Annotated in this window: 9 protein-coding genes; 6 read left to right on the forward strand and 3 right to left on the reverse strand. The window is 56.7% G+C overall.

Going from position 1 to position 14,356, the window contains the following annotated elements:
- Positions 1-21 precede the first annotated feature (21 nt).
- The 5 genes from bcsZ to C7M51_RS18380 all read left to right on the forward strand — a co-directional run bounded on the left by bcsZ (position 22) and on the right by C7M51_RS18380 (position 10,395).
- The gene (gene bcsZ, locus C7M51_RS18360; protein ID WP_160623702.1) at positions 22-1,107 is read left to right on the forward strand and encodes a cellulose synthase complex periplasmic endoglucanase BcsZ; all 1,086 of its coding nucleotides are present in this window, start codon (positions 22-24) and stop codon (positions 1,105-1,107) included.
- Positions 1,095-4,589: a cellulose synthase complex outer membrane protein BcsC gene (bcsC, locus tag C7M51_RS18365; protein ID WP_160622981.1), complete on the forward strand. Its 3,495-nt coding sequence runs from the start codon at positions 1,095-1,097 to the stop codon at positions 4,587-4,589. The genes bcsZ and bcsC overlap by 13 nt, the downstream gene beginning before the upstream one ends.
- Positions 4,590-4,702: 113 nt before the next feature.
- On the forward strand, positions 4,703-6,718 hold the full coding sequence (gene hmsP, locus C7M51_RS18370; RefSeq protein WP_208852107.1) for a biofilm formation regulator HmsP: 2,016 nt from the start codon (positions 4,703-4,705) through the stop codon (positions 6,716-6,718).
- Positions 6,719-7,052: 334 nt separating this feature from the next.
- Positions 7,053-8,339 (forward strand): dicarboxylate/amino acid:cation symporter, encoded by a 1,287-nt coding sequence (locus tag C7M51_RS18375; protein WP_160622983.1) that lies wholly within the window; start codon positions 7,053-7,055, stop codon positions 8,337-8,339.
- A 493-nt stretch (positions 8,340-8,832) separates the two neighbouring features.
- Positions 8,833-10,395, forward strand: a complete 1,563-nt coding sequence (locus C7M51_RS18380) for a M16 family metallopeptidase (protein WP_160622984.1) — start codon at positions 8,833-8,835, stop codon at positions 10,393-10,395.
- 37 nt (positions 10,396-10,432) lie between these two features.
- On the opposite strand, the gene C7M51_RS18385 is transcribed toward C7M51_RS18380, so the two are convergent.
- The 3 genes from C7M51_RS18385 to kdgK all read right to left on the reverse strand — a co-directional run bounded on the left by C7M51_RS18385 (position 10,433) and on the right by kdgK (position 13,302).
- A complete protein-coding gene (locus tag C7M51_RS18385) occupies positions 10,433-11,323 on the reverse strand; it encodes an alpha/beta hydrolase (RefSeq protein WP_160622985.1) in 891 nt (296 codons plus the stop codon).
- Positions 11,324-11,675: 352 nt separating this feature from the next.
- Positions 11,676-12,320 carry a glutathione S-transferase family protein gene (locus C7M51_RS18390; RefSeq protein WP_160622986.1) on the reverse strand — a complete coding sequence of 215 codons (645 nt, stop codon included), beginning with the start codon at positions 12,318-12,320 and terminating at the stop codon, positions 11,676-11,678.
- 46 nt (positions 12,321-12,366) lie between these two features.
- Entirely contained in the window at positions 12,367-13,302 is a 936-nt protein-coding gene (gene kdgK / locus C7M51_RS18395; RefSeq protein ID WP_160623703.1) for a 2-dehydro-3-deoxygluconokinase, read from the reverse strand.
- A gap of 264 nt (positions 13,303-13,566) precedes the next feature.
- On the opposite strand from kdgK, the gene pdeH reads away from it, so the two are divergent.
- Positions 13,567-14,340 (forward strand): cyclic-guanylate-specific phosphodiesterase, encoded by a 774-nt coding sequence (gene pdeH, locus C7M51_RS18400; RefSeq protein WP_160622987.1) that lies wholly within the window; start codon positions 13,567-13,569, stop codon positions 14,338-14,340.
- Positions 14,341-14,356 lie beyond the last annotated feature (16 nt).

The raw sequence follows: 14,356 nt of genomic DNA on the forward strand, positions 1-14,356 counted from the left end.
CGCCTGACGTTACGGTTGGCAATGGCGCTGATGCTGCTGGTCACGGCGGTAAGCGCCAGCGCCGATTGCGCTAACTGGCCCGACTGGGAACAGTTCAAACGCGACTACATTAGCGAAGAGGGGCGAGTAATCGATCCCAGCGACGGCAAAAATATCACTACTTCCGAAGGACAGAGCTATGCGCTGTTTTTCGCGCTGGCGGCGAACGACCGCCAGATGTTCGATCTGCTGTTGAACTGGACGGAGAACAATCTGGCGGCGGGCGATCTGACGCAGCGCCTGCCCGCCTGGCTTTGGGGGCAGGAGAGCGCCAGCCAGAAATGGCAGGTGCTGGATAACAATCCCGCCTCCGATGCCGATCTCTGGATCGGCTGGACGCTGCTACAGGCGAGCCGTCTGTGGCACAGCCGAAGCTATCAGGTCACAGGAACATTATTGCTGAGCCGGGTGGCAAAAGAGGAAGTCGCCGATCTCAAGGGCTTCGGCCTGATGCTGATGCCGGGCAAATATGGCTTTATTGATGATGACAGCTGGATGATTAACCCCAGCTACCTGCCTTTACAGCTGCTGGCGGGCGTTGCCCATCTGCCGGGGCCGTGGGCGGAGATTAATCGCAACGCATTGCGACTGCTACAGCAGAGCGCGCCGAAAGGCCTGGCACCCGACTGGTATCGCTGGCAGCGCGGTAGCGGCTGGCGTCCCGATAAGTCGAAGGGGCCGCTGGGCAGCTATGACGCGATCCGCGTTTATTTATGGGCTGGCATGCTTAGCGATGACGATCCGCGTAAGGCCACGCTGTTGAACCACTTTGCGCCGATGGCGCGCCTGACGGAAGAGCAGGGCAATCCGCCAGAGCGGGTAAATGTGCTGACCGGCGCGACGACCAATCAGGGCAATGTTGGCTTTTCCGCCGCGCTGTTACCTTTCCTGCAAGGTTCTTTCGCTCTGACGGCGCAACAGCAGCGCGTACAGCAACAGCCTCCCGGCAACGATGCCTATTACAGTAGCGTGCTGGCCCTGTTTGGCACCGGCTGGCAGGAGAAACGTTTTCGTTTCAGTGCGCAGGGCGATCTGCTGCCGCTCTGGGAGCAACCATGCAAAAACTGAGATTACGCTGCCTGAGCCTGTTGCTGCCGGGCCTGATGAGTCTGGGCAGTACCGCTTTGGCGGCGGAAGAGACGGCTGCGCCGCGTGAGGTAGCGCCGGTGGCCTGGCTGCTGGAACAGGTGCGCGTTGGTGAGGCGACCAATAAATATGATCTGGTCACTCAGGCGATCTACCGGCTGGAGAAGATTGCCCCCGATAACCCGGAGGTGATTGCCGCACAGTTGCGCCTGGCGCTGCATCAGGGCGACCAGGCAAAAGCACAGCAGTTTATGGCGCGGCTGAAACAGACCGCGCCCGATGCACCGGCGACGCGGGAAGCGCAGGCTGCGCTGCTGTTGGTTAGCCCAGAAGGGCGTCAGCAGCTACAGCAGGCGCGCCTGCTGGCGACCTCCGGGCATGTGCCGGAAGCGCGCGCCGCATGGGATAAGCTGTTTAACGGTAATTTTCCCAGCGTGGATATTGCGCTGGAATACTGGAGCCTGGTAGCGCGTATCGACGGGCAGCGTCCGGCGGCGCTGGCTAATTTGCAGGCGCTGGATCGGCGTTATCCCGGCAACGTCGGCGTCAGGATGCAGCTGGCGCGGCTACAGTATCAGAACGATAACCCTTCCCTGGCGACGGATGAGTTGAAAACGCTGGCGGATAATCCCGCCGGGCGCGATCGTGCCGCCGAGCTGTGGTTGAGCAATATTCAGGCGCAGCCGGTGACGCCGCAAAGCGTGGCGCAGCTGCGGGACTATCTCGATACCTTTACCAGCGGCGATGCGCGCAGCAACGGCGAGCAGGAGCTGGCGCGTCAGCAGAAAATGCTGGCCGATCCCGCTTATCAGACGCGGTTGCGCGGTCTGGCGCTGGTGGATAACGGCGATGGCGCGACGGCGATCCCGGCTTTACAGGCGGCGCTGAAGCTGAATCCAGGCGATGCCGATCTGCTGGGCGCAATGGGCCAGGCGCAGGCACGAGCGAATAACCGCGCCGGGGCGGTGCGCTATCTGGAGCAGGCGATTCAGGCAGGACAGCAGAGCACCAGCGTCGGCAAATGGCAAAGTCTGTTACAGACCAACCGTTACTGGCTGGCGATCGAGAGCGGCGATAAAGCGCTGGCGAAAGGCGATGTTACTGGTGCTGAGCAGCACTACCAGCAGGCGCGTGCGCTGGACAACAGCGACAGCTATGCGCTGATCGGCTTGGGCGACGTGGCGCAGGCGCGCAAAGATCGGGCCGGAGCGGAGCAGCTGTTCCGTCGGGCGTGGCAGCTGGATCGCACCAATAGCACAGCGGTCAGGCGGCTGGTGGGGCTGTATCAACAGCAGTCGCCGCAGAAGGCGCTCGCTTTTATCAATGGCCTGAACGGTGAACAACAGCGGGCGCTGGGCAGCACGCTCAGCAGCCTGCGTGGTGATGTTCTGCACGCCGAAGCGGATGTGCTGGCGCAGCAGGGAAAATGGGCGCAGGCGGTGGAAAAATATCGCCAGGCGCAGCAGGATGCCCCGGATGATGTCTGGCTTAATTACCGGTTAGCCGGTGCGCTACGTAACGCCGGCGAGCCGCAGCAGGCTGATGCGCTGATGGCTGCGATGGCGCGCCGTCTGCCGGACGATCCGGCGCAGGTGTACGCTTACAGTCTCTGGCTCTCCGGCAGCGACCGCGCCGATGAAGCGCTGCGTCAGCTAAACCGCCTGCCGCAGGCGCGCTGGAATCAGAATATGCGCGAACTGGCCGATCGTTTACAGCAGGATAAAGTCTATGCGCAGGCCGATGCGTTGCGTCAGGCTGGTAACACCAGTGCGGCGACGGCGCTGCTGAATCAGCTACCCGCCTCGCCGCGTCGCGATTTGACGCTGGCCGACTGGGCGCTGGCGGAGGGATATCCGCAGCAGGCCCTGGAAGGCTATCAACGCCTGCTGGTACAGGATCGGCAGAATCAGGATGCGGCGCTGGGGCAGATTGAAGCGTTGGTGGCGCTGAACCGCAAGGCGGAAGCACGTAATGCGCTTAACGCATTACCCACGGGCAGCGGCGAGGCGAGTCTGAACGTCGGGCGTCGGCAGGCGCTTGCCTGGCAGAGCGTTGATGAAACGGCCCATGCGCGCCAGCTTTATCAACAGCTGAAGCCGCGCGCACAGCAGGAATCGCCCTCGCAGACCAGCGCGCTGGTATTTCGTGACGCCGCCCGGCTGGAGGCACAACAGCAGCCCGCTCTGGCGCTGATGGACTATCGTCAGGCAATGGTATCCAGCGGCATTACGCCTGCGCTGCCGAAAAATAACCTGCTTTTTACCCGTCTGATGCGCAATCAGCCCGATGATGACTGGCTGAAGCGTGGTATCCGCAGCGACGCCGCCGATCTGTATCAGCGACAGGAAACCACACTGATGCTGGAGCAGGATTATTCGCGCAATAAGGGCACCGGTGGCATCTCCGATCTGACGGCACACACCACTATGCTTCAGCTGGAGACGCCGCTCGCCTCCGGCAAAAGTTTTGTACGCGTCGATCGCGTTGAGGTTTCGGCAGGCACTTTCTCCACCGTGAACGGCAGGTATAGCGAGGTGTTCGGCACCTGCGCCGACAATGGCACCGGCTGTGACCGCGATGTGAAGCAGCGCCAGGAAGGGATTGCGCCTGGCATTGGCTGGCAGAACGAGCGCTGGTCGGCGGATTTCGGTACATCACCGATGGGCTTTGAGGTGGTTAACTGGGTGGGCGGGCTTAGCTGGAACACCGATGTAAAAGATATTGGCCTGACGTTTACCGCCTCCCGGCGTCCGATCTCCAGCTCGCTGTTGGCCTATGCTGGCGCGCGCGATCCCAGCCCGCAGGGCGAACGCAGCTGGGGCGGCGTGGTAGCAACTGGCGGCTCGGTTGGGCTGAGCTACGATCGCGGCGGCGCACACGGCGTCTGGGCCGATCTCAGCGCCCATCAGATCACCGGCAAAAACGTCGCGGATAATAGTCGCGAGCGTCTGATGGCGGGCTATTATTATAAGTGGATCAATGAAGATAATCGGCGTGCCACCATCGGCGTAAACAGCATGCTGTGGCATTACCAGAAAGATCTCAGCGACTACGCTTTTGGGCAGGGCGGCTATTACAGCCCGCAGCAATATTTCTCGCTGGCGGTGCCGCTGAACTATCGGCAGCGCACGGAAAACTGGTCTTTCGACGTTGGTGGATCTGTTTCCTGGTCGCGTTCCAAAACGCGCGCGCAGCAGCGTTACCCGGTCTGGCCTGGCTACCAAACTGGTCCGAGCGATTCTTCCGCAGACAGCTCTGGCAGCGGCTTTGGCTATACGCTTCGCGCCGCAGTGGAACGCCGTCTCACCGCTCACTGGACACTGGGTGCGGCGGTCGATATTCAGCAGGCGAAGGATTATACCCCCAGCCATGGTCTGATTTATGCCCGCTACTCGCTGGCAGGCTGGGAAGGCGATCTTAACCTGCCGCCGCAGCCGCTGGTGCCTTACGCCGACTTCAAATAACGATCAATCGGTTTACCACCGACACTATCTTTACTTAAAAATCAGCAACCATGAGATATACTCCTGGTTGCTTTTATCGTTATTGCCCGCTTTCCGGGGTCTGGAGAATAGCTTTGCGCGTTAGTCGGTCACTTACGATCAAGCAGATGGCAACGGTTTCTGGCGTTGCGGTGGTGACCATCTGTATTTTTATCGTCATCCAGCTCTTCCACTTTGTGCAGCAGCGCAGAACGGACTACGCCCAGCAGATGGAGAATATTGCGCATACGGTACGCCAGCCGCTCTCCGAGGCGGTACTACGCGCCGATATTCCTGAGGCCGAACGCATCCTCAATGCTTTAAAACCCGCCGGGATCCTGACGCGCGCTGACGTGGTCCTGCCGAATGCTTTCCAGGCGTTGCATACCGATTTTGATAACGAAAGGCCGGTGCCGCGGCTGATTGCCCGGCTGTTTGAGCTACCGGTACAGATTACCGTGCCGCTCTATTCAGTGCAGAGCGCCGCCTCGCCCAAGCCGCTGGCCTATCTGGTATTGCAGGCGGACTCCTGGCGCGTCTATCAGTTTATCCTCAGCACCATCTCCACTATGCTGACAACCTATTTGCTGTTGGCACTGATCCTTTCCGTCGCCATCAGCTGGTGCATCAACCGTCTGGTGATCCATCCGCTGCGTGATATCGCCGGTACGTTACAGGATCTGCCGCCGCAGGATATCCTGACCCATAAGCTGCCGCTGCCGAAGCTGCATCATGACGATGAGATCGGCATGCTGATCCGCAGTTATAACCGTAACCAGCAGGTGCTGGAATCGGTGCATGATGAGATGAGCCGCCTGACGACTCATTACGCCCTGACCGATCTGCCCAACCGCACATTGTTTCTGGCGCTGCTGGAACAGCATCTGAAAGCCGCCGCTCACAGCGGGCCGTTCAGCGTGATCGTGGTACGTATTGAAACACTATTAGAGGCGAACGGCGTGCTGACGGAGGAGCAGCGCGATACGCTGACCCTGACGCTGCTGGAAAAAATACGCGCAGTGATTGAAGAACGTACCGTGGTCGGTCAGCTGGGCGTCAGCGATTTCGCGCTGCTGGTGAAGAAAGCCAACAATCCGTTCCGCGCCTATCGGCTGGCACGTAATCTGATGAATCGCCTGAATCAGCCGGTCAGCCTGCAACAGGTGCAGTTGCGCCCGACGCTCAGCATTGGCATCGCCCAACGTGATGCCATGGAGTTGAGCGCGCCGGAGCTGCTGGGGCGGGCGGTTTCTGCCATGATGTCGGCACGGCATCAGGGAAAAAACCAGATTCTGTTCTTCGATCCGCAGCTTACCGAGCGGGCGCAGCGCCGCCTGACGCAGGAGCACGATATTCTGCAGGGGCTGGAACAGGAGCAGTTTGCGCTATTTCTCCAGCCACAAATTAATATGGCCAGCGGCGAGCTGGTTGGTGCGGAAGCGCTGTTGCGTATGCGTCAACCCGATGGCAGCTACAGCCTGCCGGAGGAGCTGATCGCCAACGCGGAAGAGATCGGCGTGATTAGCGCGCTGGGGCGCTGGGCGCTGGAAGAGGCGTGCCGCGTGCTGGCGGGCTGGCAGAAGCGCGGCATCCTGTTACCGCTGAACGTTAATATCTCCGCTTTACAGCTGCGCGAGTCGGGCACCGTCTGGCATTTACAGGAGTTGCTGGAGCGTCATCGAATTCGTCCCGGCAGTCTGGTACTGGAGCTGACGGAAACCGCGCAGATTGGCGATGCCGCTCAGGCAAAAAGCCTGCTTGGCGCGCTACAGGAAGCGGGCGTGGCGGTGGCACTGGATGATTTCGGCACCGGCTACGCCAACCTCAGCTACCTGCATCAGTTCCGATCGCTGCCGATCAGCAAGCTAAAGATGGATCGCAGCTTTGTTTCAATGCTGCCCGATGATGACTCCATGGTCAGGATCGTGGCGGCAATTGCGGAAATTACTGATCTGGGCGTGATTGCCGAAGGCGTGGAAACCGAAGCGCAACGCGACTGGCTGCTGGCGCGCGGTATTACTATCGGCCAGGGCTACCTGTTCGATGGCCCGCTTTCCCTGGCCGATTTCGAGAAGTGGCTGGCAACCATTCCCTGCTCATCTGACCTCTGAAAACCCTATGTATGGCGTCAGATCTGACGATCTGTACGCCTTTTTCTGCCCTACCATCTGATGATTTCAGCAGCGCGTTATCGCGCTTCTGTAGCGTTAACTTTCCCGTATTTCCCCCTGTTTTGATAATGAAAATCTTTGCAGTCAGCGTCTTATCTTGAGTTTTAGTTATGGTTAAAGGCACTGAAGCGTTTCAGTTCATAAATTGTGCTTATGCCCCGCAGAAACAGAAATGGATTATATCAATCTTGTTAATGCAGTGTTATTTTTGTGCAACCTTTTGTTGATGATAATAGCTATCGCTGGACCCTACGCCGTCAACGGATACGATTCTATGAAAACCTCGTTGTTCAAAAGTCTTTATTTTCAAGTGATTACTGCAATCGCTATCGGCATTCTGCTTGGTCACTTTTATCCGGAACTGGGCGCTCAGATGAAGCCGCTGGGCGATGCCTTTGTAAAGCTGATTAAAATGATTATCGCCCCGGTAATTTTCTGTACGGTGGTGACCGGTATCGCCGGTATGGAAAGCATGAAGGCGGTAGGGCGCACCGGTGCGGTCGCGCTGCTCTATTTTGAGGTTGTCAGTACTATTGCCCTCATTATCGGGCTGATCGTCGTTAACGTTCTTCAGCCAGGCGCGGGAATGAACGTCGACCCTAATACGCTGGATGCCAAAGCCGTGGCCGTGTATGCCCAGCAGGCGGAGCAGCAGGGGGTAGTGGCTTTTCTGATGGATATTATCCCCGGTAGTGTCATCGGCGCTTTTGCCAGCGGCAATATCTTGCAGGTACTGCTGTTTGCCATACTGTTTGGCTTCGCGCTGCATCGTCTGGGCGATAAAGGCACGTTAATTTTCAACGTCATTGAAAATTTCGCAAAGGTCATTTTCGGTATCATCAATATGATTATGCGCCTTGCTCCCATCGGCGCTTTTGGCGCGATGGCTTTTACTATCGGTAAATATGGTGTCGGTTCGCTGGTGCAGTTGGGCCAGCTAATTATCTGCTTCTATATCACCTGTATTCTGTTTGTGGTGGTGGTATTGGGCACGATTGCCCGCGTTACCGGCTTCAATATCTTTAAATTTATCGCCTACATCAAAGAAGAGCTGTTGATTGTGCTTGGCACTTCGTCTTCTGAGTCTGCGCTGCCGCGTATGCTGGATAAGATGGAAAAGCTGGGTTGTAAAAAATCGGTGGTAGGCCTGGTGATTCCGACCGGCTATTCCTTCAACCTTGACGGCACCTCTATCTACCTGACGATGGCGGCGGTATTTATCGCGCAGGCCACCAACAGCCATATGGATATTGTGCATCAGATAACGCTACTGGTAGTGCTGTTGCTCTCCTCAAAAGGTGCGGCGGGCGTTACCGGCAGCGGTTTTATCGTGCTGGCAGCCTCGCTATCGGCGGTAGGCCATCTGCCGGTAGCCGGGCTGGCACTGATTCTTGGCATTGACCGTTTTATGTCGGAAGCGCGAGCACTGACTAACCTTGTAGGTAATGGCGTAGCGACGATTGTTGTTGCGAAGCGGGTTGGTCAGCTGGATGAACAGCAGCTGAACGATACGCTCTCTCCAGCCAAAAAAGCGAAAAAGCTATCGGAGACCACTCGCTGATAGCATGATGGCCGCAGTAGATTTTGCCCTTTAACGAGGCGTCGTCTGAAAACAGACGACGCTTTTTCACGTTATGCCTTCTGACCAAAATTCCTTTCTTTATTGTCAGATTTCGGGCGAGCCTGAAGCTGATAAAAATATCCCGGCTCTCCTTTTTGTCGATTTGCACGTGTTATAACCAGTTTCTGATGGGAAAATTCGTTAAAATTATAAAACTTTGCAAAAAAACGTTATCTGCGCTTGCCGTTGCTTGCCCTTCCTCCAGGCATTTGCATAATAAAGCCCACAAAGACTGTGTAAGGTCACAAGCTGCCACGTGCGCAGGCAAAAACACGGTTAAATTTCTTTTTATATGATATTTCACTTCGTTGGGTGACAACCTTGTTTTTGCGTGGTCTAACTGCGGTACGCCCGCCGTGCGTTATCATCAGGACGATAACGCCTGACTATCGCGCGTCATCAATAAGACTAAGTGGGTAATTTAGGGGTTCACATGCAGGGCACCAGAATTCGACTTTTAGTTGGTGGGCTGCTGCTGGCGGCCGTTAGCGGCACGTTGCAGGCTGAAACACTCCAACCCGATCCCGCCTGGCAGCAGGGAAAATTAGATAACGGCTTTAAGTGGCAGGTGCTCAGTACGCCACAGCGTCCCAGCGATCGCGTGGAAATCCGCCTGATGGTGAATACCGGTTCGCTGATGGAAAACGCCCAACAGACCGGCTTTAGCCACCTGCTTCCTCGCCTGGCAATGGTGCATAACACCGAGCTGGATCCGGCGCAGCAGCGTGCGCTCTGGCAGCAGGCGATGGACCCAGGCCGCCCGTTGCCGCCCGCCATCACCTCCTATGAATTTACGCAATACAACCTTAGCCTGCCGAATAACCGCCCCGATCTGTTAAAGGATGCGCTGGCCTGGCTCGCCGCCACGGCGGGCAAAATGACCATTAATGAGCAGGTCGTTAACACCGCGCTGAACTCTTACGATCCAGGGGCCAGCTGGCCACCTAATCCTCACGATGTCTGGTGGCGCTATCGTCTAAAAGGCTCAACGCTGCTGGGGCACGATCCAGCTGAAGCGCCGAAGGCACCGGTAGATGTTAAGCAGCTCGACAGTTTCTATAAGCAATGGTATACGCCGGATGCGATGACGCTGTTTGTCGTGGGCAATATCGACAGCCGCGCGCTCAGCGAACAGATTAATAAAGCATTTTCACCGCTGGAAGGACGGCGTGAAACCCCTGCGCCCGTTCCCACTCTGACGCCGTTGTCCACGCAGCCGGTGGTGCTGGTCAATCCGGCGCTGAAGCAGGATCGCCTGTCGCTGATATGGGATACGCCCTGGCAACCGATCCGTGAATCACAACATCTGATCCGTTACTGGCAGAGTGACCTGGCGCGTGAAGCGCTGTTCTGGCATGTGCAGCGCGCGCTGTCCGACAGCAAGGCGCAGGGCGTTCAGGTAGGCTTCGACTGTCGCGTGCTCTATCAGCGCGCGCAGTGCGCGATCAGCGTGGATTCGAGCGCGGAAACGCTGGAAAAGAATATGCTGTTGATTGCGCGTGAGCTGGCAAACGTGCGTGATAACGGCCTGCCACAGATGGAATTTGATGCGCTGATGGCGCAGAAAACCACCGAGCTGAACAAACTGTTCGCCACCTATGCACGCACCGATACCGATGTGCTGATGAGCCAGCGTCTGCGTTCGCAGCAGAATGCGGTAGTGGATATCGCGCCGGAGCAGTATCAAAAATTCCGGCAGGATTTCCTCAATAGCCTGACGCTAACGGCGCTGAATCAGGAACTGCGTCAGCAGCTTTCACAGGAGCTGACTATGGTATTAATGCAGCCGCAGGGCGAGCCGGAAGCAAATATCCAGGCACTGCATGACAGCTGGCAAAAAATTATGGCACCGCTGCCTGCGCCGGTAGTGGCTACGCCGGAAGAGGGCAAACCGAGGTTTCTGATATTCCTGCGCCGCAGTCCTGAAATGGGGCGGGTCAGAGAAAACATTATCGCTCTGACCCGCTCCTGTCCGGTGCTTTTCTTACCGATGTAAGCGCACACTTACTGCATTGCTGTGGCTGTCAGCATAATTAACCTGCGGGGATAGCGGTTTTCTGCGCTCGCAGCCATTCGGTTACCAACATCGGCCAGCTCGCCAGCGGGGAGTCAGCCAGGTTGCGCATGCCGAAGCCGTGACCGCCACGTTCATAGAAGTGCAGCTCTACCGGTACTTTCTGCTCACGCAGCGCGCTGAAGAAGGCCATGCTGTGGGTTACCGGCACGCTTTCATCGTCTACCGCATGAATCAACAGCACTGGCGGCGTTTGTGGGCTGACGCGCGTTTCCAGTGAATAAGCCTCAACGGTCTTATTATCTGGCCAGTCGCCCAGTAACCGCTGGCGTGATGTTGCGTGCGCCATACCGTCGCGCATGGTGATCACCGGATAGACCAGCACCAGCGCATCGGGGCGCGGTGACAGGTTGTCGATATCATCCTGCGGTGGATAAAGCTTTTCCGTAAAACGTGTGCCGAGGCTGGCCGCTACGTAACCGCCAGCGGAAAAGCCAAGCATTACAACGCGTTTACCGTTAAGTCCGCGAGCAGCGCGCTCGCGCAACAGGCGCACCGCACGCTGGGCATCTGCCAGCGGCGCATCGGCCCCCTCATGATGGCCGTCAGCGGGCAGGCGGTAGGTCATCACCGCTAAGGTGTAGCCCATGGCGGTAAAAAAGGTTGCCAGCGAACTCCCTTCTTTATCGATCATAATGCGCGTAAAGCTGCCGCCCGGTGCTACCAGCAGCGTGGTGCCGTTCGATTCTTCCGGATACCAGACGGCGAGTTCAGGGCAGCGAACGCCTGAGGCCGCGCGGTTATAAGGTTCGAACTCTTTTGCTAAGTCGATAATTTGCGGCCTGGCGGAAGACTGGCTGGCGCCAGGCGCATCGCCGTGCGGCCATAGATTGAAAATATCTGCTTTCATAACCTGTCCTGATAAACGTGATGGTTAAAGGCCAGCGCCGCCGCAAAAGGATAAAAACCAGGCGGCCTTTATTTATCATTGGCGGTGATGGCGCTGCGCGTCCAGCGTTTCCTGGTGGCAAAAAAGCATTTCAGATTTAGCCTGGCGGCAAAAAAAGCGATTTGAATTAGGAGATAAACATCAGCATTGTTGTTGATTTTTATCGTAAGAAACAGTCAGGCTTAGTACCAGCAACAGTGGGAAAACCAGAACATTTTATGGTTAATAAGATAAATAAGAGAAACAGTAAGATTAATAAGGCGGTACGCCCTAAAGCGTCCGCCCTGTAGAGATGATGTGAATGTTTACTAACTTAGTGTAGTCCGCTGCGGAGTTCATCCCAGGAGATCATAACGTGTTCCTGATAAGCCGGACGCTGTGTTAAGCGCTGATAATAGTTTTCCAGCGCAGGCAATATCGGACGGGTAATATCCAGCGTGTAGTAGCGATAAAGCAGCGTGCCGAACATAATATCCGCTACCGTCAGGCTGTCGCCTGCCAGATAATCGTGCTGTGCCAGCCGATCGTCGGCAATCTTCAGCAATTTCGCCAGATTATCTATCGCCAGCTTCACCGCCTGAATATCACGCTCTTCTTTTTGCATCACCATTGGCCAGAAGATGGGACGGATAAAGGCCACGTAGACGCTGGATTTTGCCCATTCCGCCCAGATATCTACCTCCGCGCGCGCCAGCGGTTCATGGGGCCAAAATTCTTCGTTGCCGTAGCGGCTGGCCAGGTAACGAACTATCGCCGCAGACTCAAACAGCGGCTGGCTTTCGCTATCGCGCAGTACCGGCACCAGCCCGTTCGGATTCATCGCCAGAAATTCCGGCGTATGATTGCCGCCATACTTGTGCCCGATATCAACGCGCTGATACGGTAGCGCCAGTTCACCGATGCACCACATCACTGCCTGTACATTCGACGAGGTTTTACGCCCCCAAACCTTAAGCATCTCTTACTCTCCTGTGCGATGGCGGAAAGTAACAGCATACGCGCCGTCAGGATTGCGGCATAGCGCTCAACGGAATTATTGCGCCGCGATGTTGAATTACCGTGCTGGCGGTCAGGTGTCCGCGCTCGGCTGCCTGCTGAGCGCTGCCGCCACACAGACGTACCGCCAGATAACCGGCGCTGAAGGAGTCACCCGCGGCGGTCGTATCAATAATCTTCTCTTTTTCCAGCCGTATTGCCGGGACTTCCAACAGCGGCGCATCTTCCAGCGCAACCAGGCAGGCATCTGCACCGCGTTTAATCACAATTTCACTCACGCCAGCGGCGCGGGTGCGGGCGATAACCTGCTCCTCTGACGCTTCGCCCCACAGGGCGATTTCATCATCCAGCGTCAGGAAAGCGATATCGGTGCAGTCGAGCATCGCCTGATAAGCCTGCTGCGCGGCTTCACGGCTCGGCCACAGGCGCGGGCGATAGTTGTTATCAAAGATAACTTTACCGCCGTTGCGACGGCAGGCGGCCAGCAGCGTCATCAGTTTTTGTCGATCTTCTGCGGGCAGGATCGCCAGGCTAATGCCGCTGAGATAGAAATAGTCAAACTGCAACAGCTGCTGGCAAATCTCCTCCGCCTGGGGACTTTGCAGCCAGAAACGTGCGGCGGCCTCGTTGCGCCAGTAGCTGAAAGTACGTTCGCCATGCGCATCCGTTTCAATTACATACAGGCCGGGCAGGCGATTTTCCATGCGCTGCACCAGGTGTGTATTTACCCCTTCCTGTTGCCAGGCGGCCAACATCTCACCGCTGAAGCTGTCGTTACCGAGCGCGGTGACATATTCCACCGTCAGCTGCGCTGCATCTGCCTGACGCGCAATATAAACGGCTGTGTTCAGGGTATCGCCGCCGAAGCCACGCTTCAACGCATCGCCCTGTTGTGAAAGTTCAATCATGCACTCGCCGATTACCGCTATTTTTTTCGCTGCCATCATGGTTACCCCGTCATGAAAATTTGTCCTAGTCTCTATCGGGGACCGCGGTGAGTCAATATTTTAAAACGGTGTTTTAATTTAACTTAAGTGGCTAACCTGCTGATATAAGCGGCGATCAAACCGTAAATCACAACGTTATTGTTACGATTGGAAGTTGTTATGCCTGATAAAGTGGGCGGCCTCAACGTGGCGTAAGCCAGTGAAGCTGCGCCACGTGCTGCCCTCGGCTGAGGACATAGCCTGCTAACCGGGAAAAAAATCATGAGGATGAAGAAAATCAGCTATCGGTTTCCTTCTTCAATTGCCTCGCAACAACATCAGGAACCGCAGCATTACTGGCTGACATGCCAGCGCTCTTACACCTTTCAACCGATTTACCAGGTGACGGGGCGTCTGATGGCAATTGAGTTGCTGACCGCCGTATCGCATCCCTCCGCGCCGGAGCAGCGGATTTCACCGGAGCGTTATTTTGCCGCGCTGAGCATCGGGCAACGCTTAGCGATTATCTATGAACAGCTGGAGCTGCTGGGTAGCCGGGAACATTTTTTCCTCGGTTCCGATCGCGTTGCTTCTGTTAATATCGATGGCCCGACGCTGCTCGCGGTACAGCATCATGCGCCGCTGCGGGCGTTAATCGCCCGCCTGCCGTGGGTTCGTTTCGAACTGGTTGAGCATCATGTTTTACCGCAGGAAGAAATTGTGGCGCAGATGCCGGAGCTGGGCGCGCTATGGCTGGATGATTTTGGTTCGGGAATGGCAAATTTTTCCGCGCTGACCGAGCTAAATTACGATTATATCAAGTTGGCACGCGAGCTGTTTGTCCTGCTACGCGGCAGTGAAGAAGGACGCAGCCTGTTCACCATGCTGCTGGCGCTGATCAACCGCTACTGCAAGGGCGTGATTGTTGAAGGTGTTGAAACCGCCGAAGAGTGGGAGCAGGTTCGCCAGTCAACCGCCTTTGCCGCGCAGGGTTATTTTTTCTCACGCCCCGCGCCTTTTCATCAGCTCAGCGATCTGCCGCTTCTGCTTCCCTGATGCCGTTTCCGCTGCT

Source organism: Mixta intestinalis, from assembly GCF_009914055.1.
Lineage (GTDB): Bacteria > Pseudomonadota > Gammaproteobacteria > Enterobacterales > Enterobacteriaceae > Mixta > Mixta intestinalis.

Coding starts and splice junctions, on each gene's coding strand:
- C7M51_RS18380 (WP_160622984.1), top strand. CDS start 8,833: ATGCAGGGCACCAGAATTCGACTTTTAGTTGGTGGGCTGCTGCTGGCG.
- pdeH (WP_160622987.1), top strand. CDS start 13,567: ATGAGGATGAAGAAAATCAGCTATCGGTTTCCTTCTTCAATTGCCTCG.
- bcsC (WP_160622981.1), top strand. CDS start 1,095: ATGCAAAAACTGAGATTACGCTGCCTGAGCCTGTTGCTGCCGGGCCTG.
- bcsZ (WP_160623702.1), top strand. CDS start 22: ATGGCGCTGATGCTGCTGGTCACGGCGGTAAGCGCCAGCGCCGATTGC.
- C7M51_RS18390 (WP_160622986.1), bottom strand. CDS start 12,320: ATGCTTAAGGTTTGGGGGCGTAAAACCTCGTCGAATGTACAGGCAGTG.
- C7M51_RS18385 (WP_160622985.1), bottom strand. CDS start 11,323: ATGAAAGCAGATATTTTCAATCTATGGCCGCACGGCGATGCGCCTGGC.
- kdgK (WP_160623703.1), bottom strand. CDS start 13,302: ATGGCAGCGAAAAAAATAGCGGTAATCGGCGAGTGCATGATTGAACTT.
- C7M51_RS18375 (WP_160622983.1), top strand. CDS start 7,053: ATGAAAACCTCGTTGTTCAAAAGTCTTTATTTTCAAGTGATTACTGCA.